Below are 24267 nucleotides of genomic sequence, written 5' to 3' on the forward strand. Positions count from 1 at the left end.
AGAGCCAGATACAGAGCAATAAAAAGGCCGCAGCATGCGGCCTTTTTCATGGAAGCAGGGTGACCCCCGCCTCTCGAATAGTGAGCGTCCCGGACAGCCCGCGTCAGCGCGGCTGGCTCACAGGTAGTTGAGCGCGACCCCGGCAAACACCAGGGCCCCCACATAGTTGTTGTTGAGGAAGGCCTGGAAGCAGGCCTCCCGCTGCCGCTCCCGGATCAGCCGCTGCTGGTAGACAAACAGCGCCGCCGCCGCCAGCAGCGACCAGTAATAGCTGGAGCCCAGCCCGCTCAGTTGACCCACAGCCAGCAGGATCAGCAGGGTGGCCAGTTGCAGCATACCGATGATCCGCTTGTCGTGGCGACCGAACAGGATGGCGCTGGACTTGAGGCCGAGCCTGAGGTCATCGTCCCTGTCTACCATGGCGTACTGGGTGTCATAGGCGATGGTCCACAGCAGGTTGGCGAGAAATACCAGCCAGGCCACCAGTGGCAAGGCGTTGGCCTGGGCCGCATAGGCCATGGGAATGGACCAGGAGAAGGCCATGCCGAGCACCAGCTGCGGGATCGGAATGTAGCGCTTCATGAAGGGGTAGCAGACCGCCAGCAGCAGGGCCGCAAACGACAGGCCTATGGTGAGCGGGTTCATGGTCAGCACCAGACCGAACGAGATGAGCGCCAGCACGGCGAACAGCGTCAGCACCTCACGCGGCCTGACCTTGCCCATGGGCAGGGGTCGACCGGCGGTGCGCTTCACATGGCCATCGAAGTTGCGATCCGCATAGTCGTTGATGACGCAGCCGGCGGAGCGCATCAGAAATACCCCCACCACGAACACCAGCAGGGTCCAGAGATCCGGCAGGCCATCGGCCGCCAGCCAGAGTGCCCACAGGGTCGGCCACAGCAGCAGCAGGGTGCCGATGGGCTTGTCGATGCGGGCCAACTGCACATAGGCCAGTCCCCGCTCCTTGGTTAACAGCTTCACTCCGGCTCCTTATTCGATGACAGCGAGGGCAAGAAGAGTTCATGGACCAGCAGTGGCCATTGCCCCAGAAACAGACGGGAACGGCGTCCCCAGACGGTGGCGGCCGGGCACCAGGGATTGCTCGCAATCTCGAAACAGGCCAGTTGCAGGTGATCGCGCCGGGCGGGCTCGTCACCGAAGATACGCTCGCCCAAAGGCTGTTCACCCAGCTCGCGCAGCCCGCTCTCTTGCAAGGCGGCTTCGGCAAACAGGGTCCAGCCCAGCACAGCCGGCCCCCCATCGCCGTGCAGTATCACCTCGCGGCACAGGCCCTGGGCCTGCTCGGCGGCCACCAGCCGCTGCTCGTCGGCGCCAAGGGCAACGCTGCGATTGCCGAGCAGTTGCAGCGAGAAGTGGCGATTGTGGCGACGCAGGCGCCGGGTCATGGAGTCGGCCTCCAGCAACCAGGGCCGCAGTGCCTCTGGCGGCTCGCACTCTGCGGGAGCCCGCCACGGGACGAGCTGGACGAGGGGAACAGTCAACTCGGACTTCACAGCTTCACCATCCGGAGATTTCCGTTATCAGGTTAAAATCCGGTTTATTATCCGTAAATCAATCGAGAATTGTAAGAACATCCGTGCTTGACGGCCCCGATGGCAACATCAAAAATGGGGTATCTGCCGCTGATGAGCCATCTATATGAAGATCTTCAAAATTCTGCTGGTGTTGTTACTGAGCTGTGGCGCCCTGCACGTGCAGGCCTCGTCCGGGGAGGAGCCGCCCGCCGAAGGGGCCGAAGCCGCCAAGCCGGGTTTCCTCTATCACCTGCTGGATCCCGACATCATCACCAACTACCTGAGCGATGGCAAAACCCTCGGCTATATCCGGGTCACTGTGGAGCTGATGGCCGAGAACGAGGCCGATCTCAAGCTGCTGGAGCAGCACGACCCGCTGATCCGCGACGCCATCATACGCCTGATGGGCAGCAAGACCGGCGAACAGATCAAGTCGCTGGTGAACCGTGAGGAGCTGCGCAAGGAGTGCCAGACCCGGGCCAACGAGCTGCTGGTGAAGGAAACCGGCAAGAAGGCGGTGCGCGAGCTTATCTTCACCAAGTTCCTCTACCAGTAACCGACACAGGCAAGCAATACGGCCACCCAGGGGTGGCCGTATTGCTGTGTTCGAAATGAAAATTGATTACACTAGGCCCCACTGAGCTGTCGAGGTAGTCGGTATGGGCAACAAGACCCTGTGTGAATGGCGTCGCAGCGAGATCCCGGCCGATCTCAAGACCCTGCGCAAGATAGTGCGCAAACCCAAGTTTGTCTGTGGCAAGTGCGCCCGCAGCGCCAATGACAAGAGCTATCTGTGTCAGCCGCTGCGGTTGAAAGAAGAGTAAGACAGGTTATCCGCGCGGCCGGCTATTGATCGGTCCAGCCCTGGCGCCCCTGTTCGAACAGTCTGCGCGCCTGTGTGTCGTTGGGACAGACGCCGCGATATTCGCCACCGGATCGGCCCGCCAGATAGAGGTGCTCCGGCCGGCAATACCAGGCCAGTCCTTTCTGGTGTCCCTGCTTCCACAACTCGGCATCCACCTTCTTGCCGCACTGGGTCTGGTGAAACTCGACCCGCTCAGTGGTGAAGCCCAGCTTGCCATCCGCCTCCCCCACCTCGCTCCACACCTTCTCGCACGGATCATCCGAGTGGGAGGCACAGCCCCCCAGCAGGGCGGCAAACACTATGACAGAGAGTCGCATAATCATCCTTGAGTGTCGTTTGGGCAGTTCATTCTAGCCAGCCTGATGCCGCCGACCAAGCGCTCGTCCCCATTCCTGTGAGCCGCACAAAAAAACAGGCGGGCCCCAAGGCCCGCCTGTGTGCTCAATGTGTGGACTACTGGTCGTCGAGAGGGTCATCGTCCTGCCAGCTCTCGTCTTCCCATTCATCCAGCTCTTCTTCCCAGGATTCCGGTTCCCATTCATCATCGAGATCGTAATCCGGCTTGTGTCCACCCATGCTCATTCTCCTTGGATAGTGCACCCGCACTCAAAGTCTATCCAGAAAAATGGGGCTCGCCAGTCAAGGCAGGATCAAAGTTTGACCAGGGTGCGCCCCGCGATCCGGCCTTGCGTGATGGCTTCGGCGGCTTCCACCACCTGCTCCAGCTCTATCTCGGTCACCGCCTGCGCGAAGAAACGGGCGGGCAGATCCCGCGCCAGCCGCTGCCACGCCAGTTGACGGCGCGCCAGCGGGCACATCACCGAATCGACCCCCTGCAACCGCACGTTGCGCAGTATGAAGGGCATGACGCTGGTCGGCAGATCGAAGCCGCCCGCCAGCCCGCAGGCGGCCACGGCGCCGCCGTAGTTCATCTGGGCCAGCACCTGGCTGCCGACTGTGTCGATCGCCCCGGCCCACAGCTGCTTCTCCAGCGGCTTGGCAGGCTCCAGCAGCTCGCTGCGCGGTACTATGCGACTGGCCCCGAGGGCGGTCAGCATGGCTCCCTGCTCCTCGGGACGGCCGGTCAGAGCCGCCACTTGATAACCCAGCGCAGCCAGCAGGGCCACGGCGGTGGAGCCCACCCCACCGGCGGCTCCCGTCACCAGGATCTCGCCGCTCTGTGGGGTGACGCCCGCTTCTTCCAGTGCCAGCACGCAGAGCATGGCGGTGAGGCCGGCGGTGCCGATGCACATGGCCTGGCGTTCATCCAGTCCGGCCGGCAGCGGCACCAGCCAGTCGGCCTTGACCCGCGCCTGCTCGGCCATACCGCCCCAGTGGCCCTCCCCCACACCCCAGCCGGTCAGCACCACCTTGTCACCGATCTGATAGCGGCTATCGGTCGATTCCAGCACTGTACCGGCGAAGTCGATGCCGGGCACCAGCGGCCACTGACGCACTATCTTGCCCTTGCCGGTGATGGCCAGCCCGTCCTTGTAGTTGATGGAGCTGTGGCTCACCGCCACCCGCACCTCCCCTGCCGGCAACTGGCTCTCGGCCAGCTGGGTCAGGGTCGCTGTGGCCTTGCCGTCTTGGTTTTCCAGTAACAGAGCCTTGAACATGGTTGCCTCTTTAGATGAGTGTGAAACGGGATCAGCTGCTTTGACGCTTCTGCAGTTGAAAATCCAGGGTCAGGGCCGTGCCCATGACGGGGTCACCAGCCAGCTGGCGCAAGATAAGCTCGGCCGCCTCCTGCCCCATTTGGCGATAGGGGATCCGGACCGAGGTGAGCGCCGGATAACAGGCGCGCGCCACGTCCAGATCGTCGAAGCCGGCGATGGCGAGCTTGCCAGGCACGCTCAGGTGACGACGCTGACATTCGAACAGCACCCCGGCCGCCAGCTCATCGTTGACGCACACCAGTGCATCCAGCTCGGGCCAGCGCAACAAAAACTCCCCCAGCATGGCCGCGCCCGTGCTGAAACTCGGCAGCTCAGAGGTGTTGATGATGGCATCGGGGGAGAGGTAGTTGTCCAGCAGCGCCTTCTGCCAGCCCTGCATGCGCTGTTGCAGCATCCACTGCTCCTGGCGGGCGCAGAGAAAGCCTATGTTGCGATAACCGCGCTCAATGAGATGGCGGGTCAGCTGATAGCCGGCATCGAAGTTGGAGACGCCGACATTCATGTCGATGGGCTGGCGCGCCATGGCCCCCACCTCCACCACCGGCAGGCGGGCTGCCTGCAGCCGGGTGCGGATGGTCTCGCCGGGATCGCCGCCAAACAGCACCACGGCAGCCGGGTTGTGCTGCAAGAAGCTGGTCAGCAGGCTCTCCTCCTGCAGCTTCAGGTGCTGGGCATCACCCAGCATGATCTGGTAGCCCTCATCGAGCAGGGTCTGCTGCAGCCCGGCGATCATGTCGCCGCAACCGCGCTCGGTCAGGCTGGGCACTATCACCACTATGGTCTGGGAGGTGGCGGAGGCAAGCGCACCCGCGGCCCGGTTGGGAATGTAGCCGAGTTCATCCACGGCGGCGTCGATGCGTTCGCGCATCTTGTCTGACACCAGCTCGGGGGTGCGCAGGGCACGGGACACCGTCATGGCCCCCACTCCGGCCAGCTGGGCCACATCGTTGAGGGTCACCCGACCCGTGCTACGGCGCTTCTTCGCTTCTGACATCCCTTCCCTTCCTCGACATACGGGTGCTCACTTTAAGGCAAAAGTGCGGCACTGACTATTTGCTCAAGCCGGATTTTACCCCCTTTGAGCAAGTGACGGGGCAAGATGAATCCCTCCCATGATAGAAATGATAGCGCTATCACAATTCGATGTTAGCGCTATCTGGTAGCGCTAACTTTCGAGATCGCGCTCACAGTTATCGCGGAGCAAGATCGCTAGATTGGCGCCATCTCATCCAGCCCGGACATTGCCATGCTGACTCAATTGCTGACCGAAGAGGTCATTTCCATCGAAGCGGGTGCCCGCGACTGGCGTCATGCCATCGAGCTCGCCACCGCCCCCCTGCTGGCCAACGGCACCATAGAGCCCTCCTATGTGGCGGCGCTGTTTCGCTCCCACGAAGAACTCGGCCCCTACTACGTGCTGGGCCCGGGCCTGGCCATGCCCCACGCTCGCCCGGAAGACGGGGTCAACCGCCTCGGCCTGGGGCTGACAGTGCTGAAAACCGGGGTCAACTTCGGCTCCGAGGGCAACGACCCGGTCCGGCTGCTGGTAACCCTTGCCGCCAGCGACAGCAACTCCCACGTGGAGACAATCGCCCAGCTGGCCGAGCTGTTCATGAATGAAGAAGACGTGGCGGCCATCATGGCGGCCGACACCAAAAGCGACATTTTGCGCATCCTGGCGCGTTACTGAGCGGCGCCCTGCGCCCGACAGAGGAAGAGACGATGAAAATTCTGGTTGTATGCGGACACGGCCTGGGCACCAGCCTGATGATGGAGATGAGCATCAAGAGCATCCTCAAGGAGCTGAATGTGACCGCCGAGGTGGATCACAGGGATCTCGCCTCCGCCGGCAGTGAAACCGCCGAGATGTTCGTGGCCACCCGCGACATCGCCGAGCAGCTCGTCAGCATGGGGGTCAACGGCCGGCTGGTGTCGCTGGACAACATGGTCGACAAGGCCGCCATGAAAGAGAAGCTCTCCATCGCCCTGCGCGAACTGGGCGCACTCTAACCCCTTTGCGACTGTCTGGGCGGCCGGTGAGCCGCCGCTTCCATCTGCTTGGAGCTGACCATGGAATTTTTCAATTTTCTGATGTTTGACGTGCTGTCGGAGCCGGCCGTGCTGGTCGGCCTAATCGCCCTTATCGGTTTGATCGCCCAGAAGAAACCCGTGACCGAGTGCATCAAGGGCACGGTCAAGACCATCATGGGCTTCGTCATCCTGGGGGCCGGTGCCACCCTGGTGGTGAACTCCCTCGGCGATTTTGCCACCATCTTCCAGCACGCCTTCGGCATCAAGGGGGTGGTTCCCAACAACGAGGCCATCGTCTCCATCGCCCAGCAGTCGTTCGGCAAGGAGATGGCGATGATCATGTTCTTCGCCATGCTGGTGAACATACTGATCGCCCGCCTCACCCCGTGGAAATTCATCTTCCTGACCGGCCACCACACCCTCTTCATGTCCATGATGGTGGCGGCCATCCTCTCCGCCGGCGGCATGAGCGGCATTCCCCTGATCGCGGTCGGCAGCCTGGTGGTCGGCGTGACCATGGTGCTGTTCCCGGCCCTCGCCCACCCCTACATGAAGCAGATCACCGGCTCCGACGAGGTGGCGCTCGGCCACTTCTCCACCATCTCCTACGTGCTGGCCGGCTGGATCGGCGCCAAGTTCGGCAACAAGGCCCACAGCAGTGAAGAGGTGCAGGTGCCCAAGAGCCTGCTGTTCCTGCGCGATACCCCGGTGGCCATCTCCTTCACCATGGGCATCATCTTCCTCATCACCTCCGCCTTCGCCGGCCCCGAGTTCGTCGCCAGCGTCGCCAAGGGCAAGCACTGGTTCATGTTCTCCCTGATGCAGTCCATCACCTTCGCCGCCGGCGTCTACGTCATCCTGCAGGGGGTGCGCATGGTCATCGCCGAAATCGTACCGGCCTTCAAGGGGATCTCCGACAAGCTGGTGCCGAACGCCAAACCGGCGCTCGACTGCCCCATCGTCTTCCCCTACGCCCCCAATGCTGTGCTGATCGGCTTCCTGTCGAGCTTCACCGCCGGTCTGGCGGGCATGGTGCTGCTCTACCTGCTGGGACTGACCGTCATCATCCCGGGCGTGGTGCCGCACTTCTTCGTCGGCGCGGCGGCCGGGGTGTTCGGCAACGCTACCGGCGGTCGTCGCGGTGCCCTGCTTGGCGCCTTCGCCAACGGCCTGCTGATCACCTTCCTGCCGGTGTTCCTGTTGCCGGTGCTGGGGGATCTCGGCTTTGCCAACACCACCTTCAGCGATGCCGACTTCGGCGTGGTAGGCATACTGCTTGGCCTGATAGTGCGCTGACCAAGAGCCCCACGACAAACAAAAACGGAGCGCCATGCGCTCCGTTTTTTTATGTCCATTCGCCTGGATTCAGTCGTTTTCCAGGCTGGCGAGGCAGTGGGACAGGGTGCGTGCCAGCGCCCCCTGATTGCGCAGCACCACGGCGCGCGCCTGTTCGCCCATCTGGCGGCGCTCGCCCCCGTCGGCCAGCAGCTCGCTCACCGTCTCCCCCAGCGCGGCGGCATCGGCCACCAGAGCGGCCCCCCCCTGAGCCACCAGCTGGCGGGTGATGTCGCTGAAGTTGAAGTAGGCGGGGCCAGTCAGACAAGGCTTGCCCAGCGCCGCCGGTTCCAGCAGGTTGTGCCCGCCCACCCTCACCAGACTGCCGCCAACGAAGGCCAGATCCGCCGCCGCCAGCATCAGCGGCAGCTCACCCATGGTATCGCCGAGATAGACCTTGTCCGTCTCGCGGAGTGGGGCGTCGCCGGTACGGCGCGCACAGCCATAAGGGGCGCACAACTCGGCCACCCGATCGAACCGTTCGGGGTGGCGCGGCACCAGGATCAGCAGGGCCTGCGGGTGGCTGTGCAGCACCCGGTCAAACGCCGCCAATACCTGCTCGTCCTCACCCTGATGGGTGCTGGCAGCGATCCAGACAGGCCTGTCCTGTCCCAGCTGCTGGCGCAGGGCACGGCCTCTGGCCTGCACCTCGTCCCCCAGCTGGATGTCGAACTTGATGGAACCGGTCACCGCCAGCCGCTCGCGGCCTATGCCAAGTCGATGGAACCGGTCGGCGTCGTCCTGATGCTGGCAGAGCAGATGGGTCAGCGGCCGGCTCAAGGCGTCGAACGCCCCCTGGAAGCGGGCATAGCGCTGGCAGGATCGCTCCGAGAGGCGGGCATTGATGATGGTCACCGGCAGGTGGCGCGTCTCGCAGGCCGCCAGCCAGTTCGGCCACAGCTCTGTCTCCATCACCCAGAGGGCGCGCGGCTTGATGCGCTTGAGGAAGGCGGCCACCGCCCAGGGGTAGTCTAGCGGCGCGTAGCGATGCACCACCAGATCGCCCAGCTTGGCCGCCTGTTCGGCGCCGGTGCGGGTGGTGGTGGTGAGCAGGATCGGCAGGTCCGGCCGCTCGGCCTTGAGGGCGCGAATGAAGGGGCTGATGGCCAGCGTCTCGCCGACACTCACCGCATGGATCCAGAGCGGCGCCTCCTGCCCGGTGGCGGGCGTCCGTCCCAGATGCTCGGCCCAGCGCTTGCCAAAGCCGGGCTTGCCCTTCTTCGGCTTGTAGAGCGCCAGCAGTGCCAGCGGCAAGCCCAGGTGGATCAGCAGGTTGTAGAGCAGCCGATAGCCCATGCTATTTTGGCTCCGATCGCTTGCCTGGGTCGGAGACGAAGCGCGGTGGCTCGCCCACTTGCAGCGCGATCGGCTGAGCCGGCGACTCGCCGCACTCCAGTCGCCTGCCCGCCTCTATCACCTGCTCCGGCATCAGCTCGATCAGGCACTTGAGGTGACCGAACTTGCAGGTGCGCTTGAAGCAGGGGCGGCACTCTATGTCGGTGTGGACGATCTCGACCCTGTCCGCCAGCGGCGGCGTGTAGAGCGGCGAAGTGGAGCCATAGACCCCGATCAGCGGCCGGTTGAGGGCGGCGGCTATGTGCATCAGGCCGGAATCGTTGGAGATGACCCGCCCGGCCAGCGCCATCAGGTCGATCGCCTCATACAGGCTGGTCTTGCCCGCCAGTACGTGGCAATTGGGGCGCGACAGGGGATTGATCCGGTCGCGAATGGTGTTGGCCACGGGCACATCCTTGCCGGAGCCGAAGATCCACACCTGCCAGCCCTCATCCAGGTGCTTCTGCGCCACCACGGCGTAGTGCCCTTCCGGCCAGCGCTTGGCCGGGCCGAACTCGGCCCCCGGGCAGAGCACCAGCACGGGGCGGGCGCGATCCAGACCGAGCCGGTCCAGCGCCTTGCCCTGATTGATGAGATCGACATTGAGCGACGGATGGGGAATGACGGGAATGTCGGCCCGGCTCTTCATCTGCGCCTTGGGATAGGCCAGCGCCAGGTAGGCTTCCACCATCAGCGGGAAAGCGGACTTGTTGCTGCGCATGTCGTTGAGCAGGCCGAAGCGGTGTTCCCCCTTCCAGCCGGTGCGTACCGGGATCCTGGCAAACCAGGGGATCAGCGCCGACTTCATGGAGTTCGGCTGTATGATGGCCTGATCGTACTTCTCCGCAGCCAGCTGCTTGCCGAGCCGACGACGGGCGCTCAGCTTGAAGTCACCGTGGCCAAGCGGCATGGGGATGGCTTTGTCCACCTCGGGCATCCGCTCCAGCAGGGCGCCACACCAGGCGGGCGCCATCACATGCAGCTCGCTGTCGGGGTGATTGGCCTTGATCGCCTTGTAGAGGCTCTGGGACATCACCATGTCGCCGACCCAGGAGGGGCCGATCACCAATATCTTCATCTCACGCGTCTCTTGGGGCCAAGCCCTGCGGTTAATCGTTGCTGGCCGAGATTATGCCCCAAGAATGGCCCGAGAAATAACAGAAGATCCCCGTACCACCCGCTCTCATGCCAAAAAAGAAGCCATTTGAAACTGACGCACCATAGGCGCCGGAACCATGCCCCGCCTGCCGTTTTAGGCTAGAATGGGCGCCAATTCGAGCATGGCCCGCCAGCCGGGCGCCAACAAGAGCCCTTAATCCGTGAAAAAACCGACCCTGGCGGCCGTCCTGATCGTCAAGAATGAAGCCGAAAACCTGAGAGCCTGCCTCGCCTCCCTCGATGGCCTGGTGGACGAGATCGTCATCATGGACTCAGGCAGCCAGGACGAAACCCCTGCCATCGCCGCCGAATTCGGCGCCCGCTTCTTCGTCAACCCGGTATGGCCGGGCTTCGGTCGCCAGCGCCGCCTCGCCCAGTCCCATGTCCAGTCAGAGTGGGTGCTGTGGCTGGATGCCGACGAGCGGCTCACTCCCGAGCTGAAAGCGGCCATCGCCACCGTCATGGCCAACCCGGCCAGCGATACCATCTACTCGATCCCGCGCCTCTCCTGGGTGTTTGGCCGCTTCATCCGTCACAGCGGCTGGTATCCGGACCGGGTGCTGCGCCTCTACCCCAAAGCGCTCACCAGCTACAACGAGGTGCTGGTGCACGAGAAGGTGGAGGTGCGTGCCAACATGAAGATCGTCAATATCCATGGCGACCTGCTCCACTTCACCTACCGGGATCTGGAGCACTATCTGGTGAAGTCCGCCGGCTATGCCAGGGCCTGGGCCGATCAGCGCACCGCCCGTGGCAAGAAGGGCTCCCTCAGCCAGGGGCTGGTGCATGCGCTGGGCTGCTTCCTCAAGATGTACCTGCTCAAGGCGGGCTTCCTCGATGGCAAGCAGGGGCTCCTGCTGGCCATACTGTCGGCCCACTCCACCTTCGTGAAGTACGCCGACCTCTGGATCCGCCAGCAGCCGCAGGCGCCGGATCAGACCGGCCACTAATTGCGTAGCCGCTCAAACCAGCATGACGAAACAGGGCCCGAAAGGGCCCTGTTTGTATCGATCAGCTCTCTGTCCGCCAGAAAGGCGGTGCCCAGCGGGCGATCGCCGCCGCCATTGTCTTGGGATCGAGCTGGCTCATGTCTTCCGGGTGATCGCTGTCTTCCGGCGGGCTGAACGCCAGGTGGCGCCCCTCGCTGTTGAGCGGACGCCAGCGCAGCGGGGTGGCCGAGCGGTGCGCCGGGAAGAAGCCTATGGTGGGCACATCCAGCGCCGCCGCAATGTGCAGCGGCCCCGTGCTGCCCGCCACGAACAGGGCGGCGTTGGCCATCACCTGACAGAACTTGGGCAGCCCCTCGTCGGAGCGGTAGATCCAGCCGTTGCCGCCGTGGGCCAGCAGCTCGGCCGCCAGCTGTTCGGCGATCTTCTCCTCCCCCGGCCCCGCCGTCAGTATGCACTGCAGCTCGGGGCAGGCCTGATTGAGCTTGATGATGAGGCGGGCGTACTGCTCGATGGAGAGGTTGTTGGCCGAGCCGCCGCTGCCGGCATGCACCATCAGCCAGGGGCGGCTGGCATCCAGCTTCAAGCGGGTGGCGACCTGCTCGCGCACCTGCTGCAGGCTCTGGGGATCGAAGCTGAGGTAAGGCGCCTGCGGTGTGACCACGCTCACCTGCTGGTCGGCGAGGAAGCGGCGCACCAGATCCAGGTTGTATTCGTACTCCGGCTTCTGGGAACGGGAGCGACGCTGGATCAGCCGCTGGTTGTAGAGCACCTGGGCCAGCTTGGTGGCAGGGGCCAGCCGGTAAGGGATGTGCGCCTTCCACACCAGCATGGCATTGCGAGAGTTGGAGAAGAGGCAGATGGAGGCATCGAAGGCGGCGGCCTTGATGCGCGCCTGCAAGGCACGTTGCTGTTCCTTGTCGGCCCGTGAACCCGGATCCAGGATGATTTCGTCGATCCAGGGACAGAGGCGGGCCAACGGCGCCGTGTAGGCAGGAACCAGGGCAGTCACATGACACTCCATGGAGCGCTTGAGCATGGCAAAGCTCGGCCAGGCCAGCATGAAGTCACCAATCTTGTCATTGCGTACTACCAGAATACGTTTCATAAAAAATCCCTTTGCTCCCTGTCACCAATGCAAGGAGGCTTGATGCGCGGTGCGGGTATTCTTGCCTGATGCAGGGCTATTCTCAAGCGAAGACGCCAGGCGACAGCGATTTGAACGACCAAACTTAGCGCCTCACCCCGGCACTCACCCCATCCCGGTCGCGACAAAACGCCAACAGACCCTATAATGCGACCAAATTCCCAGGTTGCAGGAATCAACAACATGACCAACAAGGTAATTTATCCCGGCACCTTCGACCCCATCACCAATGGCCACACCGACCTCATTGGCCGGGCCGCCAGACTGTTTGATGAAGTGGTGGTCGGCGTCGCCAACAGCCCGAGCAAGCGCCCGCTGTTCGATCTGGCAGAACGCGTCCTGCTTGCCCAGCAAGTGACCGCCCACCTGCCCAACGTCAAGGTGGTGGGCTTCTCCGGCCTGCTGGTGGATTTCGCCAAAGAGCAGCAGGCCAACGTGCTGATCCGTGGCCTGCGCGCCGTCTCCGACTTCGAGTACGAATTCCAGCTGGCCAACATGAACCGCCGCCTGATGCCGGAGCTGGAGAGCGTCTTCCTCACCCCGGCGGAGGAGAACTCCTTCATCTCCTCGACCCTGGTGAAAGAGGTCGCCCTGCACGGTGGCGATATCCGCCAGTTTGTCGACCCGATCGTCGCCAAGGCAATTGCCGCCAAGCAAGGCAAGTGATCAAAAACAGGCTACCCGAGGGTAGCCTGTTTGCCACTGCAGCCTGTGCATCTCAACCTGCCAGACGCGGGCCCAGCTGTTGCTGACTCGCCAGGGTCAGCTGGTCAAGCCACTCGTAGCGGCGCCGGTACATGGCCCGCTTCTTGGAAGCTATCTCCTCCAGCGGCTTGCGCTGGGCAGGCTGCAACCGCACGAAGTTGTCATCCAGATCGATGGCGCCAAACTCCTGCCACAGCTCGTCATAATCCGCCTGCAGACAGGCTTTCTTCTTCTTGCTGTAGCGCCTGGCCTGATAAATGTGCGCCTTCATCCGCACCGCCGAGATATGCTCGGCCTCCATCGCCTCGGCCAGCTGCATCACCAGCATAACCACCAGCGACTTGGGTCTCAGACCGTGGCCCTCCTTGGTCAGCGCACGCACCTTGTCCTGCGCCTGCTCGATGCAGGGCTCCGGACCCTGTACCGAGCCGATCACCACGGCCAGCCGCTTGGGTGTACCGGCCAACGAGAAGGCACAGCTGTAAAGCCGCTTGCCCTGCGGATCGACGATGGAGAGGGCCAGCTCGGCCTCGCGGCGGAAGGTACCGTCGTGACGCAATATGATGCGGCAGCCGCTCTCGGGATAGCGGCCGAGCTCGATGCCATCGCCCAGATAGAGCGGGTCGATCAGATCCGGGTAGCGGGCCAGCATCAGCCGGTAGTGGTTCTCCAGCATCTCGGCCCGCTCGGTCGCGGTGGAGCCGGCAAAGCGGTAGGGCCGCATCGGCTTGTCGAGCAGCTCGGGATAGTGGGCAGGCAGGGCCTTGAGGGGTTCGGCCTGAAACAGCTCGAATACCCGGCTCAGCTGCTGCCGATAGAGCAGGCTGCGCAGCACGAACTTGGCGCGATTGAAGGTCTTGCGGGCGCTGTCATCGGGATAGAGGAAACGGGCCATTTTTTGGGCACAATAGTGCCCCTGCCGGGATAAATGATCCCAGTCTATTGATTTAGCTGTCATTTTATTTTCTCAAACTGCCTGAACGGTCGAGATACTAGTGACGGGCGCGCAAATATTCAACAGACTGGAAATACTCTCTTACAACTTGGCCGTTTTTGGCCAAAATAACGGCCAATCAGCGCTGGCAGTGGGAGCAAAACACCGTGGTTCTCTGCCCCAGCCGGATTTCACTGAGCAGGGTGTGGCAATGAAAACAGGGCTGGCCACCCCGCCCGTAGACCTGCAACTGCTGCACGAAATAGCCAGGTTTGCCATCAGCGCTGGTGAAATCCTTGAGGGTGGTGCCACCCTGCTTGATGGCCTCGGCCAGTACCCGCTTGATCTCGGCTACCAGGGTGGCCAGTCGCTCGGCGCTGACGTTGCCCGCCGCCCGCTTGGGATGAATGCCGGCAGCATAGAGCGCCTCGTTGGCGTAGATGTTGCCCACCCCGACCACCACATGATTGTCCATCAGGAAGGTCTTGATGGGGGTGCTGCGCCCCTTGGCGCGCCCCTGCAGGTAGTCGGCGCTGAAGGCGTCGGTGAGCGGCTCCGGTCCCAGCTTGGCCAGCAGGGCGTGCGCCTCGGCCGGCTCACGGGTCCACAGCAGGGCACCGAAGCGGCGCGGATCGTTGAGCCGCAGCAGCTTGCCGTTGGCGAGCTCTATATCCACGTGGTCGTGTTTCTCGGCCGGGGTGCCGATATTCAGCACCCGCAGGCTGCCGGACATGCCCAGATGCAGGATGGCGGTGCCGAAGTCGGTCTCCAGCAGCAGGTACTTGGCGCGGCGGCTGACCCTGTGGATGACGAGATCCACCAGCTCCTGGATTTCGCCCGGCACCGGCCAGCGCAGCCGGCCATCCCGCACCACGACGCGAGTGACCTTGATGCCGGTGAGCCAGGGAGAGATGCCCTGGCGGCTGACTTCGACTTCCGGTAATTCAGGCATGGGGTCCTCTCGCTCGAAAATGGATTAGGGGGTGGGACGCAGCAGGCTGCGGTACTGCTCCTGACTCAGGCTGAGCCAGGTCGAAGGGGGCAGCAGGGCGGCAAACTTGCCACTGTCCTGATAGAGCCCCACTTCAATCGGATCGCTCTGACCGGCGACCCAGATCTTGAGGGTGACCGGGGTGCCCCGCACGGCGCTACCCGGTGGCAACAACCAGCCCTGCCAGCCTTCTATGTGAGCGGCCAGCTGGGCACTGCTGAGCCCCAGATCCGGCCCGCTGCGCCAGCCCTGACCGATGCGCTCGATCTGCCAGCTCGGTCCCTGCCAGGTAAGCACGACGGCGCTGTCCGGCAACAGGGGACGGGCGCGCTGGGCGCTGTTCTCCTGCTGGGCTATCTCCAGCCGGTGCAGCAGGGTGATCACCGCCAGCACGGCCACTATGATCACGTTATTCCAGCCTTTGCGGCTCAATCTGAACATGGCAAGCCTCCCTTCGAACCGGCAGTGTACTGAATTTCGGCCATAAAAAAACCCGGCACGAGGCCGGGTTTTTTGGGAATGCAGCATCAAGTAATTACTTGATTTTGCCTTCCTTGTAGATCACATGCTGACGAACAACGGGATCAAACTTTTTGATCTCCATTTTTTCGGGCATGGTGCGCTTGTTCTTGGTAGTGGTATAGAAGTGACCAGTACCGGCGCTGGAGTTCAGACGAATTTTCTCGCGAATACCTTTAGCCATGATCTAATTCCTTATACCTTAACACCGCTGGCGCGCAGTTCAGCCAGAACCACTTCAACGCCACGCTTGTCGATGATACGCATGCCTTTTGCGGATACGCGCAGACTTACGAAGCGTTTTTCACCCTCAACCCAAAAACGGTGAGTGTGCAGGTTCGGCAGGAAACGACGCTTGGTAGCGTTGTTAGCGTGCGAACGGTTGTTACCAACTGCCGGGCGCTTGCCGGTTACTTGGCATACTCTAGACATGTCAGTCTCTCCAAATCTTACTTCATTGCTCGAGCAAATATCTGCCCCGCTGGCCTTCGATTGCGGGGCAAACAGAAGGCGGCATTTTATACAGCATCCGTGATCAAAGATCAACTAATACAGTGCCAGAGCCAGTTACAACCAACCACGCTCTGCAAAAGAAACCGTGATGCCATCACCGATCACCAAGTGATCCAGCACTCTGATATCGATCAGGGCCAAGGCGGCCAAGATCCGATCCGTGATCTGGCGGTCGGCCCGACTGGGCTCGGCCACGCCGGACGGGTGATTATGCGCCAGAATCACGGCGGCTGCATTATGTTTGAGCGCGATCTGCACGATTTCTCTGGGCCAGACGCTCGCCGAGTCGAGGGTTCCGTAAAAAAGTTCAACGAATTGAATCACTCTGTGCTGGTTGTCCAGGAGCAACAAGGCGAACACTTCTCGCGGCCGATCCCGCAACTGGGCCTGCAGATAATCCCGGGTCAACTGGGGCGAGGTGAGGGCATCACCCCGCTGCAACTGCTCGGCCAGATGACGCTTGCCCATCTCCAGTACAGCCTGTAGCTGGGCGTATTTGGCCGGCCCCAGCCCATGAGCATCACAGAAGGCCGACTGCTCGGCGCCGAGCAGTGCCCGCAAGGATCCGAACTGCTGCAACAGCTGGCGTGAGAGATCCACCGCGCTCAGCCCGTTGACACCGGTGCGCAGGAAGATGGCCAGCAATTCGGCATCGGACAAGGCGCCGGGCCCCTGGCGCAACAGCTTCTCTCGGGGACGCTCATCCTCTGGCCACTCCTTGATGCTCATTTGTCTCTCCCTCATGCCTATTGAGAGAAAACATAGCAAAAAATCGCGGGAGCCCGACCACAAGTCCCCCATGTCAGCCTCTGTCGTCATCCCTTGCCTGTGGTATCTTAGCCGACCAGTCAGAGTGAGCCGGAAGAGAAGCAGCAGATGAGATTGGCCGATAAACGCATCCTGTTGGGTGTCAGTGGCGGGATCGCCGCCTACAAGAGTGCCGAACTGGTACGCCGCCTGAAAGATCAGGGAGCCGAGGTACGGGTGGTGATGACCCGCTCCGCCAAGGAGTTCATCACCCCGCTGACCCTGCAGGCCGTCTCCGGCCATCCAGTGGCAGACAGCCTGCTGGATCCCGCCGCCGAGGCGGGCATGGGCCACATTGAACTGGCCAAGTGGGCGGATCTGGTGCTGATCGCTCCGGCCAGCGCCAATCTGATGGCCCGCATGGCTGCCGGCATGGCCGACGAACTGCTCACCACCCTCTGTCTGGCGACACCGGCACCGGTGGCACTGGCCCCGGCCATGAACCAGCAGATGTATCTCAACGCCGCCACCCAGGCCAACCTTCAGACCCTGGCCAGTCGCGGCATCCTGCTGTGGGGGCCGGATTCCGGCAGCCAGGCCTGCGGCGACGTGGGCCCGGGCCGGATGCTGGATCCCCTCGAACTGGTAGAGCGTTGCTGCCAGCAACTGGCCGCCGAGCCGCTGCTGGCTGGCGTCAGGCTGCTGCTCACCGCAGGGCCGACCCGCGAGCCGCTGGATCCGGTGCGCTACATCAGCAACCACAGCTCCGGCAAGATGGGTTACGCCATCGCCCGCGCCGCCCGTGAGGCGGGTGCCGAGGTGACGCTGGTGAGCGGCCCGGTCGCCCTGCCGACACCGGGTGGGGTAGTAAGAGTCGATGTGGAGAGCGCAGAGCAGATGCATCAGGCGGTGATGAGCCGGGTGGCCGACTGCGATCTCTTCATTGGCTGCGCCGCTGTGGCCGACTATAGGCCCGAGCAGGTCGCCAACCAGAAGATCAAGAAGACCGTCGACAACGACCAGATGGTGGTGAAGCTGGTCAAGAATCCCGACATCATAGCCGCCGTGGGAGCGCTGTCAGACAAGCCCTTCACCGTCGGATTTGCCGCCGAAACCGTGGATGTGGAACAATACGCCCTCGACAAACTGCAGCGTAAGCGCCTGGACATGATCGCCGCCAACGACGTGTCCCGCGCGGGCCAGGGCTTCAACGCCGACGACAACGCCCTGACAGTGTTCTGGCAAGGGGGTCAAGCCCCTCTGCCGCTGGCCGATAAGCTGACGCTGGCCCGTCACCTCATCGCCCTGATTGCGCGTCACTACCGGGGCTAACACCCGGCCCGTCTGCCGGTACGCCCGGCAGGCGAACGATTCACGACGACACAGACTGCACTGGCCATGCTGGGCGTCCACACAAGCACTCATTGAAAAACGAACTATCCATGACAACACAAATTGAATTGAAGATTCTGGATGCCCGCATCGGCACCGACTACCCGCTGCCCGCCTACGCCACACCGGGCTCTGCCGGCATGGATCTGCGCGCCCTGCTGGATGCGCCCATCACGCTGGCACCGGGCGATACCACCCTGGTACCGACCGGTCTGGCCATCCACATCCAGGATCCCGGCCTGTGTGCCACCATTCTGCCCCGCTCCGGCCTCGGCCATAAGCACGGCATAGTGCTGGGCAACCTGGTGGGCCTCATCGATTCCGATTACCAGGGCCAGCTGATGGTCTCGGTCTGGAACCGTGGCAACGACAGCTTCACCATGCAGCCCGGCGAACGCATCGCCCAGCTGGTGATCATGCCGGTGGTTCAGGCCAGCTTCCAACTGGTCGATGAGTTCAATCAGAGTGAACGGGGTGAAGGCGGTTTTGGTTCTTCTGGTCGCCAATAACAGACCACACGGGCCCTTGGGCCTGTGCCTAATAATAGAATCAAGCCATTGTTTTTTTAGGGGAATCCATGGCAAGCAGTAATCAGAAACAGAGTCGGCGCGATCAGATCCTGCAAGCACTCGCCCATATGCTGGAAACCAGTCCTGGCCAGCGTATCACCACGGCACGTCTGGCGGCCGAGGTGGGTGTCTCTGAGGCAGCCCTCTATCGACATTTTCCCAGCAAGGCGCGAATGTTCGAGGGGCTGATCGACTTTATCGAGGATTCCCTGCTGTCACGGGTCAACCTGATCATGGCGGAAGAGAAGGACACCATGGCTCGCTGCCATCACATCCTTCAGCTGCTGCTGGTGTTCGCCGAGCGCAACCCCGGCATCACCCGTATCCTCAACGGCGACGCCCTGCTGGGCGAACACGATCGGCTGCGGGATCGCATCAGCATTCTGTTCGACAAGCTGGAGACCCAGATCAAGCAGGTATTGCGGGAAAAGCGGCTGCGGGAAGGCCAGGGCTTCCAGCTCGACGAAACCATGCTGGCCAATCTGCTGCTGGCCTATACCGAGGGACGGATAAGCCAGTTTGTTCGCTCCGAGTTCAAACTCAAGCCCACCGCCGGCTTCGAGGATCAATGGCTGTTCATCCGCAGCCAGCTGCTGCAAAGCTGACCACTCAGCCCAGCGGCTATTCAGCCGCAATCATCAGCAACAACGCTGGTCCAGACGGGTTGGTGCAAACAGGGAGGCCTTGGCCTCCCTTGTTTTTTGTGGCAAAAAAGAGGGGATGAGCACCAGATGCGACCCGGATTGTCGCATTCCAGTGTTAGATTCATGCGTCATAAACCTTTACTGCCTGACAGGACATCCTATGGAACCCGAAATCATTACCGAAGCGCAGACCTGGCTGGTCAATAACCAGGGCCTGCTGATCGAGTATGCCGTCAACATCGCGGCCTCCCTGATCACCCTGCTGATCGGTTACATCGCCGCCAACCTCCTCAGCAGCGCAGTGGTCAAGGTAATGCAGGCCCGCAAGCTGGACATCACAGTCACCCATTTCGTCGGCAGCATCCTCAAGTACACCATTTTGGTGTTCGTGGTGATCGCCGCCCTGGGTCGGGTCGGGGTACAGACCGCCTCCTTCGTCGCCATCATAGGTGCCGCCGGTCTGGCCATTGGTCTGGCGCTGCAAGGCTCGCTCTCCAACTTCGCCGCCGGCTTCCTGCTGATCATCTTCCGCCCCATCAAGGCGGGCGAGTTCATCGAAGTGGCGGGCACTGCGGGTGTGGTGCAGTCCGTTCAGCTGTTTACCACCACCCTCACCTCGGGTGACAACAAGATGGTGGTGGTACCCAACTCCGCCATCCTCAACGGCACCATAGTCAACTACTCGCGCATGGATACCCGTCGCGTCGACATGACCTTCGGCATCGGCTACGGCTCAGACCTGCGCAAGGCCAAACAGATCCTGGAACGCCTGGTGAATGAAGAGCCGCGCATCCTGAAGGATCCGGCCGCCACTATCGCCGTCGCCGCCCTGGCCGACTCCTCGGTCAATATAGTGGTACGCCCCTGGGTCAAGACCGCCGATTACTGGGGTGTCTGGTTCGACTTTCACGAGAAGGTGAAGCTGACTTTCGACGCCGAAGGTGTCGAGATCCCCTTCCCGCAGATGGTCATGCACATGCAAAAACCCCAGGCCTGAACCCGGACCTGAGTGCCACCATGCCAGCCTTAGTGCTGGCATGGTCGTTTCTGGGCCTAATGTGCGCGCCACAGGCATAAAAAATCCGGCCACCGGGGCCGGAAATTGCTCAGCTGTCATCCTGGCCCGGCACGCCCATCCATACAGGCGGCGGAACCCCTTACCCCAGCCGACGAGCGACCCGGTTGAGCAACGGCTGCACCAGCACATAGCCCCCCAGGACGGCGCCGATCACGGCCAGCACCCGTATCTCCAGAGTTGGCGCCGCACTGGTCAGCACCATGGTCAACAGGCCGATGAGGCCGGTGGCGATCAGGCTCAGGGCAAACAGGGATAAAACGTGTTTCATATCGATCTCCTCATTCCAGACAGTGGCCATCCCTGGGAGATCTCGTCCATTCGGTTCATATGCTAGCCAAGGCCTCATCCCGACAACTTGCGCTTGCTCATAAAATGAGCCGAGAAGCGACTGTCAGATACCCCTTTGGCTGTAACACGAACTTGCCAGGCAGCAAGCCGCGGCCGGCCATAGATGAAAGCCCTTTCAAGCCGGGTGAAGTATGAGCAAACTCAAGATCCCCTGACCATGAGTGACTCATAATCGCAGCGTTTTGGTTGTAAACTCCTTCGATGGCAGACAATTGGTAAAGCTCTGTTACACGGGCCGCGCAATGAGCCCGGTATAATGGGCCCGATAGAGTGCTCGAATAATAAGGTTTGGCGGGAGCCTTGCCTGCAAGGTTCAAACACAACTTGGAAGATCGGTAATCCTATGAAAAATATCAATCCAACCCAGACCCAGGCCTGGCAGGCGCTGGAAGCCCATTTTGCAGCTAACAAAGAGACTCGACTCAAGGATCTGTTCGCGCAGGACCCGAAGCGCTTCGACAAGTTCTCCCTCACCTTTGGCGGCGACATTCTGGTCGACTACTCCAAGAACCTGATCACCGAGGAAACCCTCAAGTTGCTGGTTGATCTGGCCAAAGAGACCGATCTTCGCAGCGCAATCGATGCCATGTTCAACGGCGACAAGATCAACATGACCGAAGGCCGCTCCGTACTGCACGTGGCCCTGCGCAACCGTTCCGACCGTCCCATCGAGTGCGACGGCAAGGACGTGATGCCGGAAGTGAACGCCGTGCTGGCCAAGATGAAGGGCTTCTGCGAGAAGATCATCTCCGGCGAGTGGAAAGGCTACACCGGCAAGGCGATCCAGCACGTGGTCAACATAGGTATCGGTGGTTCCGATCTGGGCCCGGTGATGATCACAGAGGCACTGCGTCCCTACAAAAACCACCTGCAGATGCACTTCGTCTCCAACGTCGATGGCACCCACATCGCCGAGACCCTGAAGAAGATCGATCCGGAAACCACCCTGTTCCTGGTGGCCTCCAAGACCTTCACCACTCAGGAGACAATGACCAACGCCCTGACCGCCCGCGACTGGTTCATCAAGATCGCCGGTGACAAGGCCCATGTTGCCAAGCACTTCGCCGCGCTCTCCACCAATGGCAAGGCCGTGGCCGAGTTCGGCATCGACACCAACAACATGTTCGAGTTCTGGGACTGGGTTGGCGGCCGCTACTCCTCCTGGTCTGCCATCGGCATGCCCATCGCCCTGTCCGTCGGTTTCGAGCACTTCGAAGCCCTGCTGCAAGGCGCCTTCGAGATGGACATGCACTTCGCCACTGCCTCCTATGAGCAGAACCTGCCTGTGCTGCTGGCGCTGATCGGCCTCTGGTACAACAACTTCCACGGTGCCGAGTCCGAAGCCATTCTGCCGTACGATCAGTACATGCACCGCTTCCCTGCCTATTTCCAGCAGGGCAACATGGAATCCAACGGCAAGCAGGTGGATCGCAACGGCAAGCCGGTTGACTACCAGACTGGCCCCATCATCTGGGGTGAGCCGGGCACCAACGGCCAGCACGCCTTCTACCAGCTGATCCACCAGGGCACCAAGCTGATCCCCTGTGACTTCCTGGCGCCGGCCATCAGCCACAACCCGATCGGCGATCACCATCCGAAACTGCTGGCCAACTTCTTCGCCCAGACCGAGGCCCTGGCCTTCGGCAAGAGCAAGGAACAGGTCGAAGCCGAGTTCCTGGCTGCCGGCAAAACCCTGGAGCAGGTCAAGGATCTGGTGCCGTTCAAGGTGTTCGAAGGCAACCGCCCGACCAACAGCATACTGTTCAAGAGCCTGACCCCGAAGACGCTGGGTTCCCTGATCGCCATGTACGAGCACAAGATCTTCGTGCAGGGCGCCATCCTGAACATCTTCAGCTTCGATCAGTGGGGCGTGGAACTGGGCAAACAGCTGGCCAACAAGATACTGCCGGAGCTCAACACCGATGCGGCCGTCACCAGCCACGACGGCTCCACCAACGGCCTCATCAACACCTGGAAAGCGTGGAAAGCCTGATTTATCCGGCCTTTCTGAATGCAAAAGCCCCGCTCGATGAGCGGGGCTTTTTTATGGCGGGTCGGGCTGGTTTTTCTGGCTGACCGGTCGGGTGTCCAGCCCGACCGGCGACGGGGATCGTCATCCCCGCCCCTTCATCATCCTGCCCGATGCAGGCTTAACCGCCGACGGCGATACGCTTCATATCCTTCATGTAGCCGCGCAGCACCTGACCGATCTTCTCGCATCAGGCATGGTTGCGGGTCATGCCTGATTAACCGCCAACAGCGATACGCTTCATGTCCTTCATGTAGCCGCGCAGTACCTGACCGATCGCTTCGATGGGGTGGTTGCGAGTCGCCTCATTGGCCGCCAGCAGCGCCAGGTTATCGACGCTCTGCCCTTCCGCCTTGCTGGCACCCAGATCGCCGGCCTTCAGAGTCGGCATGAAGTGCTCACGCAGCAAGGGCACGGCGGCGTTGGCGAACAGGTAGTTGCCGTACTCGGCGGTGTCGGAGATGACCACGTTCATCTCGTACAGACGCTTGCGAGCGACTGTGTTGGCGATCAGCGGCAGCTCGTGCAGGGATTCGTAGTAGGCGGACTCCTCGTAGATGCCGGAAGCCACCATGGTCTCGAACGCCAGCTCGACACCCGCCTTGACCATAGCCACCATCACAACGCCATTGTCGAAATACTCCTGCTCGGCAATCTTGCCCGCGAACGCCGGGGCGTTTTCGAAGGCGGACTTGCCGGTCTCTTCGCGCCAACCGAACAGTTTGGCATCGTCTTCGGCCCAGTCGGCCATCATGCCGCGGGAGAACTCACCGGCGATGATGTCATCCATGTGCTTCTCGAACAGCGGGCGCATCAGGGTGCGCAGTTGCTCGGAGAGCTCGAAGGCGCGCAGCTTGGCCGGGTTGGAGAGCCTGTCCATCATCAGGCTGATGCCACCCTGCTTCAGGGCTTCGGTGATAGTCTCCCAACCGAACTGGATCAGCTTGCCGGCGTAGGCCGGGTCTGTCCCTTCGGCAACCAGCTTGTCATAACAAAGCAGGGAACCGGCCTGCAGCATGCCGCAGAGGATGGTCTGCTCGCCCATCAGGTCAGATTTCACTTCCGCCACGAAGGAGGATTCCAGTACGCCGGCACGGTCACCACCGGTGGCAGAAGCCCACGCCTTGGCGATAGCCATGCCTTCACCCTGGGGATCGTTCTCCGGGTGGACGGCGAGCAGGGTCGGCACACCGAAACCACGCTTGTACTCTTCACGCACCTCGGTACCCGGGCATTTGGGCGCTACCATGACAACAGTGATGTCGGCGCGGATCTGCTGACCCTCTTCCACCACGTTGAAGCCGTGGGAGTAGCCCAGAGCAGCGCCTTGCTTCATCAGCGGCATCACGGTTTTCACCACATCGGAGTGTTGCTTGTCCGGGGTCAGGTTCAGCACCAGATCGGCGCTCGGGATCAGCTCTTCATAGGTGCCGACCGCAAAGCCGTTGTCGGTGGCCTTCTGCCAGGAGGCACGCTTCTCGGTGATGGCGGCCTTGCGCAGGGCATAGGAGATATCCAGCCCGGAGTCGCGCATGTTCAGACCCTGGTTCAGACCCTGGGCACCACAGCCCACAATCACCACCTTCTTGCCCTTCAGCACGTCGCAACCGTCGGCGAATTCCGCCCGCTGCATGAAACGACACTTGCCCAGCTGGGCCAACTGCTGACGCAGGTTCAAGGTGTTGAAATAGTTAGCCATGGTGATTGCTCCGTTAGATTGATTCCATGCCGGATGACGGCGTTGTCTGAACCACTATAGCGCGGGA

Annotated in this window: 29 protein-coding genes; 12 read left to right on the top strand and 17 right to left on the bottom strand. The window is 62.0% G+C overall.

Features of this window, described 5'->3' with window-relative positions:
- Positions 1 to 117: 117 nt before the first annotated feature.
- A complete protein-coding gene (ubiA, locus tag CK910_RS04130; RefSeq protein ID WP_098981086.1) occupies positions 118 to 981 on the bottom strand; it encodes a 4-hydroxybenzoate octaprenyltransferase in 864 nt (287 codons plus the stop codon).
- Entirely contained in the window at positions 978 to 1514 is a 537-nt protein-coding gene (locus CK910_RS04135; RefSeq protein ID WP_098981087.1) for a chorismate--pyruvate lyase family protein, read from the bottom strand. The genes ubiA and CK910_RS04135 overlap by 4 nt, the downstream gene beginning before the upstream one ends.
- Before the next feature lie 145 nt (positions 1515 to 1659).
- Between CK910_RS04135 and CK910_RS04140 the strand changes: the two genes are divergently transcribed.
- On the top strand, positions 1660 to 2091 hold the full coding sequence (locus tag CK910_RS04140) for a flagellar basal body-associated FliL family protein (protein WP_098981088.1): 432 nt from the start codon (positions 1660 to 1662) through the stop codon (positions 2089 to 2091).
- Positions 2092 to 2194: 103 nt separating this feature from the next.
- Positions 2195 to 2359 carry a hypothetical protein gene (locus CK910_RS04145; RefSeq protein WP_021140706.1) on the top strand — a complete coding sequence of 55 codons (165 nt, stop codon included), beginning with the start codon at positions 2195 to 2197 and terminating at the stop codon, positions 2357 to 2359.
- Positions 2360 to 2381: 22 nt separating this feature from the next.
- Here the strand turns inward: CK910_RS04145 and CK910_RS04150 are convergent, their stop codons facing one another.
- From CK910_RS04150 to CK910_RS04165, 4 genes are all read right to left on the bottom strand, one after another.
- Positions 2382 to 2717: a DUF2799 domain-containing protein gene (locus tag CK910_RS04150; RefSeq protein WP_042873408.1), complete on the bottom strand. Its 336-nt coding sequence runs from the start codon at positions 2715 to 2717 to the stop codon at positions 2382 to 2384.
- Between the two features lie 136 nt (positions 2718 to 2853).
- The gene (locus CK910_RS24485) at positions 2854 to 2976 is read right to left on the bottom strand and encodes a hypothetical protein (RefSeq protein ID WP_111589670.1); all 123 of its coding nucleotides are present in this window, start codon (positions 2974 to 2976) and stop codon (positions 2854 to 2856) included.
- Positions 2977 to 3050: 74 nt separating this feature from the next.
- Positions 3051 to 4019, bottom strand: coding sequence for an acrylyl-CoA reductase (NADPH) (gene acuI / locus CK910_RS04160; RefSeq protein WP_098981091.1), 969 nt, complete (start codon positions 4017 to 4019; stop codon positions 3051 to 3053).
- A gap of 31 nt (positions 4020 to 4050) precedes the next feature.
- Complete coding sequence (locus tag CK910_RS04165) at positions 4051 to 5073, bottom strand: LacI family DNA-binding transcriptional regulator (protein ID WP_098981092.1); 1023 nt, start codon at positions 5071 to 5073, stop codon at positions 4051 to 4053.
- A gap of 252 nt (positions 5074 to 5325) precedes the next feature.
- On the opposite strand from CK910_RS04165, the gene CK910_RS04170 reads away from it, so the two are divergent.
- Genes CK910_RS04170 through CK910_RS04180 form a run of 3 tightly spaced genes read left to right on the top strand, consistent with a single transcriptional unit; the run spans position 5326 to position 7406 of the window.
- Entirely contained in the window at positions 5326 to 5769 is a 444-nt protein-coding gene (locus tag CK910_RS04170; RefSeq protein WP_098981093.1) for a PTS sugar transporter subunit IIA, read from the top strand.
- A gap of 32 nt (positions 5770 to 5801) precedes the next feature.
- A complete protein-coding gene (locus CK910_RS04175; RefSeq protein WP_043139596.1) occupies positions 5802 to 6089 on the top strand; it encodes a PTS sugar transporter subunit IIB in 288 nt (95 codons plus the stop codon).
- 60 nt (positions 6090 to 6149) lie between these two features.
- On the top strand, positions 6150 to 7406 hold the full coding sequence (locus tag CK910_RS04180; RefSeq protein ID WP_043555924.1) for a PTS ascorbate transporter subunit IIC: 1257 nt from the start codon (positions 6150 to 6152) through the stop codon (positions 7404 to 7406).
- A 69-nt stretch (positions 7407 to 7475) separates the two neighbouring features.
- Here the strand turns inward: CK910_RS04180 and waaA are convergent, their stop codons facing one another.
- Both waaA and waaF read right to left on the bottom strand, forming a co-directional pair.
- Positions 7476 to 8741, bottom strand: a complete 1266-nt coding sequence (gene waaA, locus CK910_RS04185; RefSeq protein ID WP_098981095.1) for a lipid IV(A) 3-deoxy-D-manno-octulosonic acid transferase — start codon at positions 8739 to 8741, stop codon at positions 7476 to 7478.
- A gap of 1 nt (position 8742) precedes the next feature.
- Positions 8743 to 9858: a lipopolysaccharide heptosyltransferase II gene (gene waaF, locus CK910_RS04190; RefSeq protein WP_098981096.1), complete on the bottom strand. Its 1116-nt coding sequence runs from the start codon at positions 9856 to 9858 to the stop codon at positions 8743 to 8745.
- 241 nt (positions 9859 to 10099) lie between these two features.
- Between waaF and CK910_RS04195 the strand changes: the two genes are divergently transcribed.
- Complete coding sequence (locus CK910_RS04195; protein WP_043139609.1) at positions 10100 to 10888, top strand: glycosyltransferase family 2 protein; 789 nt, start codon at positions 10100 to 10102, stop codon at positions 10886 to 10888.
- Positions 10889 to 10949: 61 nt separating this feature from the next.
- Here CK910_RS04195 and CK910_RS04200 read toward each other — a convergent pair whose 3' ends face one another.
- The gene (locus CK910_RS04200; RefSeq protein WP_098981097.1) at positions 10950 to 11993 is read right to left on the bottom strand and encodes a glycosyltransferase family 9 protein; all 1044 of its coding nucleotides are present in this window, start codon (positions 11991 to 11993) and stop codon (positions 10950 to 10952) included.
- Positions 11994 to 12215: 222 nt separating this feature from the next.
- On the opposite strand from CK910_RS04200, the gene coaD reads away from it, so the two are divergent.
- Complete coding sequence (gene coaD / locus CK910_RS04205; protein WP_043555919.1) at positions 12216 to 12698, top strand: pantetheine-phosphate adenylyltransferase; 483 nt, start codon at positions 12216 to 12218, stop codon at positions 12696 to 12698.
- 52 nt (positions 12699 to 12750) lie between these two features.
- Here the strand turns inward: coaD and CK910_RS04210 are convergent, their stop codons facing one another.
- The 6 genes from CK910_RS04210 to radC form a co-directional block, all read right to left on the bottom strand.
- Positions 12751 to 13632 carry a VirK/YbjX family protein gene (locus CK910_RS04210; RefSeq protein WP_043139617.1) on the bottom strand — a complete coding sequence of 294 codons (882 nt, stop codon included), beginning with the start codon at positions 13630 to 13632 and terminating at the stop codon, positions 12751 to 12753.
- Positions 13633 to 13810: 178 nt separating this feature from the next.
- Positions 13811 to 14623 (bottom strand): bifunctional DNA-formamidopyrimidine glycosylase/DNA-(apurinic or apyrimidinic site) lyase, encoded by an 813-nt coding sequence (gene mutM / locus CK910_RS04215; protein WP_098981098.1) that lies wholly within the window; start codon positions 14621 to 14623, stop codon positions 13811 to 13813.
- A 24-nt stretch (positions 14624 to 14647) separates the two neighbouring features.
- Positions 14648 to 15103 (bottom strand): hypothetical protein, encoded by a 456-nt coding sequence (locus tag CK910_RS04220; protein ID WP_043139624.1) that lies wholly within the window; start codon positions 15101 to 15103, stop codon positions 14648 to 14650.
- A 94-nt stretch (positions 15104 to 15197) separates the two neighbouring features.
- On the bottom strand, positions 15198 to 15365 hold the full coding sequence (gene rpmG / locus CK910_RS04225; protein ID WP_005307500.1) for a 50S ribosomal protein L33: 168 nt from the start codon (positions 15363 to 15365) through the stop codon (positions 15198 to 15200).
- Positions 15366 to 15376: 11 nt separating this feature from the next.
- Entirely contained in the window at positions 15377 to 15613 is a 237-nt protein-coding gene (gene rpmB / locus CK910_RS04230; RefSeq protein WP_005321271.1) for a 50S ribosomal protein L28, read from the bottom strand.
- Between the two features lie 135 nt (positions 15614 to 15748).
- Entirely contained in the window at positions 15749 to 16423 is a 675-nt protein-coding gene (radC, locus tag CK910_RS04235; protein WP_043139626.1) for a RadC family protein, read from the bottom strand.
- Positions 16424 to 16570: 147 nt separating this feature from the next.
- On the opposite strand from radC, the gene coaBC reads away from it, so the two are divergent.
- The 4 genes from coaBC (at position 16571) to CK910_RS04255 (ending at position 20043) form a co-directional block, all read left to right on the top strand.
- Positions 16571 to 17773: a bifunctional phosphopantothenoylcysteine decarboxylase/phosphopantothenate--cysteine ligase CoaBC gene (coaBC, locus tag CK910_RS04240; RefSeq protein WP_098981099.1), complete on the top strand. Its 1203-nt coding sequence runs from the start codon at positions 16571 to 16573 to the stop codon at positions 17771 to 17773.
- Between the two features lie 110 nt (positions 17774 to 17883).
- A complete protein-coding gene (gene dut, locus CK910_RS04245) occupies positions 17884 to 18342 on the top strand; it encodes a dUTP diphosphatase (RefSeq protein WP_043139630.1) in 459 nt (152 codons plus the stop codon).
- 68 nt (positions 18343 to 18410) lie between these two features.
- Positions 18411 to 19007, top strand: coding sequence for a nucleoid occlusion factor SlmA (gene slmA, locus CK910_RS04250; protein ID WP_005321293.1), 597 nt, complete (start codon positions 18411 to 18413; stop codon positions 19005 to 19007).
- A gap of 199 nt (positions 19008 to 19206) precedes the next feature.
- Positions 19207 to 20043: a mechanosensitive ion channel domain-containing protein gene (locus CK910_RS04255; protein WP_042873341.1), complete on the top strand. Its 837-nt coding sequence runs from the start codon at positions 19207 to 19209 to the stop codon at positions 20041 to 20043.
- Positions 20044 to 20203: 160 nt separating this feature from the next.
- On the opposite strand, the gene CK910_RS04260 is transcribed toward CK910_RS04255, so the two are convergent.
- Positions 20204 to 20392, bottom strand: coding sequence for a hypothetical protein (locus CK910_RS04260; protein ID WP_043139637.1), 189 nt, complete (start codon positions 20390 to 20392; stop codon positions 20204 to 20206).
- A gap of 423 nt (positions 20393 to 20815) precedes the next feature.
- Here CK910_RS04260 and pgi point away from each other — a divergent pair, with 423 nt between their 5' ends.
- Positions 20816 to 22465, top strand: coding sequence for a glucose-6-phosphate isomerase (gene pgi / locus CK910_RS04265; RefSeq protein ID WP_098981100.1), 1650 nt, complete (start codon positions 20816 to 20818; stop codon positions 22463 to 22465).
- A gap of 253 nt (positions 22466 to 22718) precedes the next feature.
- Here the strand turns inward: pgi and ilvC are convergent, their stop codons facing one another.
- Positions 22719 to 24200: a ketol-acid reductoisomerase gene (gene ilvC / locus CK910_RS04270; RefSeq protein ID WP_098981101.1), complete on the bottom strand. Its 1482-nt coding sequence runs from the start codon at positions 24198 to 24200 to the stop codon at positions 22719 to 22721.
- Positions 24201 to 24267 lie beyond the last annotated feature (67 nt).

The sequence above is a fragment of the Aeromonas sp. CA23 genome (genome assembly GCF_002587065.1).
Classification (GTDB): domain Bacteria; phylum Pseudomonadota; class Gammaproteobacteria; order Enterobacterales; family Aeromonadaceae; genus Aeromonas; species Aeromonas bestiarum.

What these genes read in the sequence shown, in the direction of transcription:
- CK910_RS04140 (WP_098981088.1), top strand. Translation starts at nt 1,660, where the DNA reads ATGAAGATCTTCAAAATTCTGCTGGTGTTGTTACTGAGCTGTGGCGCC.
- CK910_RS04145 (WP_021140706.1), top strand. Translation starts at nt 2,195, where the DNA reads ATGGGCAACAAGACCCTGTGTGAATGGCGTCGCAGCGAGATCCCGGCC.
- CK910_RS04150 (WP_042873408.1), bottom strand. Translation starts at nt 2,717, where the DNA reads ATGCGACTCTCTGTCATAGTGTTTGCCGCCCTGCTGGGGGGCTGTGCC.
- CK910_RS24485 (WP_111589670.1), bottom strand. Translation starts at nt 2,976, where the DNA reads ATGGGTGGACACAAGCCGGATTACGATCTCGATGATGAATGGGAACCG.
- acuI (WP_098981091.1), bottom strand. Translation starts at nt 4,019, where the DNA reads ATGTTCAAGGCTCTGTTACTGGAAAACCAAGACGGCAAGGCCACAGCG.
- CK910_RS04165 (WP_098981092.1), bottom strand. Translation starts at nt 5,073, where the DNA reads ATGTCAGAAGCGAAGAAGCGCCGTAGCACGGGTCGGGTGACCCTCAAC.
- CK910_RS04170 (WP_098981093.1), top strand. Translation starts at nt 5,326, where the DNA reads ATGCTGACTCAATTGCTGACCGAAGAGGTCATTTCCATCGAAGCGGGT.
- CK910_RS04175 (WP_043139596.1), top strand. Translation starts at nt 5,802, where the DNA reads ATGAAAATTCTGGTTGTATGCGGACACGGCCTGGGCACCAGCCTGATG.
- CK910_RS04180 (WP_043555924.1), top strand. Translation starts at nt 6,150, where the DNA reads ATGGAATTTTTCAATTTTCTGATGTTTGACGTGCTGTCGGAGCCGGCC.
- waaA (WP_098981095.1), bottom strand. Translation starts at nt 8,741, where the DNA reads ATGGGCTATCGGCTGCTCTACAACCTGCTGATCCACCTGGGCTTGCCG.
- waaF (WP_098981096.1), bottom strand. Translation starts at nt 9,858, where the DNA reads ATGAAGATATTGGTGATCGGCCCCTCCTGGGTCGGCGACATGGTGATG.
- CK910_RS04200 (WP_098981097.1), bottom strand. Translation starts at nt 11,993, where the DNA reads ATGAAACGTATTCTGGTAGTACGCAATGACAAGATTGGTGACTTCATG.
- coaD (WP_043555919.1), top strand. Translation starts at nt 12,216, where the DNA reads ATGACCAACAAGGTAATTTATCCCGGCACCTTCGACCCCATCACCAAT.
- CK910_RS04210 (WP_043139617.1), bottom strand. Translation starts at nt 13,632, where the DNA reads ATGGCCCGTTTCCTCTATCCCGATGACAGCGCCCGCAAGACCTTCAAT.
- mutM (WP_098981098.1), bottom strand. Translation starts at nt 14,623, where the DNA reads ATGCCTGAATTACCGGAAGTCGAAGTCAGCCGCCAGGGCATCTCTCCC.
- CK910_RS04220 (WP_043139624.1), bottom strand. Translation starts at nt 15,103, where the DNA reads ATGTTCAGATTGAGCCGCAAAGGCTGGAATAACGTGATCATAGTGGCC.
- rpmG (WP_005307500.1), bottom strand. Translation starts at nt 15,365, where the DNA reads ATGGCTAAAGGTATTCGCGAGAAAATTCGTCTGAACTCCAGCGCCGGT.
- rpmB (WP_005321271.1), bottom strand. Translation starts at nt 15,613, where the DNA reads ATGTCTAGAGTATGCCAAGTAACCGGCAAGCGCCCGGCAGTTGGTAAC.
- radC (WP_043139626.1), bottom strand. Translation starts at nt 16,423, where the DNA reads ATGAGCATCAAGGAGTGGCCAGAGGATGAGCGTCCCCGAGAGAAGCTG.
- coaBC (WP_098981099.1), top strand. Translation starts at nt 16,571, where the DNA reads ATGAGATTGGCCGATAAACGCATCCTGTTGGGTGTCAGTGGCGGGATC.
- dut (WP_043139630.1), top strand. Translation starts at nt 17,884, where the DNA reads ATGACAACACAAATTGAATTGAAGATTCTGGATGCCCGCATCGGCACC.
- slmA (WP_005321293.1), top strand. Translation starts at nt 18,411, where the DNA reads ATGGCAAGCAGTAATCAGAAACAGAGTCGGCGCGATCAGATCCTGCAA.
- CK910_RS04255 (WP_042873341.1), top strand. Translation starts at nt 19,207, where the DNA reads ATGGAACCCGAAATCATTACCGAAGCGCAGACCTGGCTGGTCAATAAC.
- CK910_RS04260 (WP_043139637.1), bottom strand. Translation starts at nt 20,392, where the DNA reads ATGAAACACGTTTTATCCCTGTTTGCCCTGAGCCTGATCGCCACCGGC.
- pgi (WP_098981100.1), top strand. Translation starts at nt 20,816, where the DNA reads ATGAAAAATATCAATCCAACCCAGACCCAGGCCTGGCAGGCGCTGGAA.
- ilvC (WP_098981101.1), bottom strand. Translation starts at nt 24,200, where the DNA reads ATGGCTAACTATTTCAACACCTTGAACCTGCGTCAGCAGTTGGCCCAG.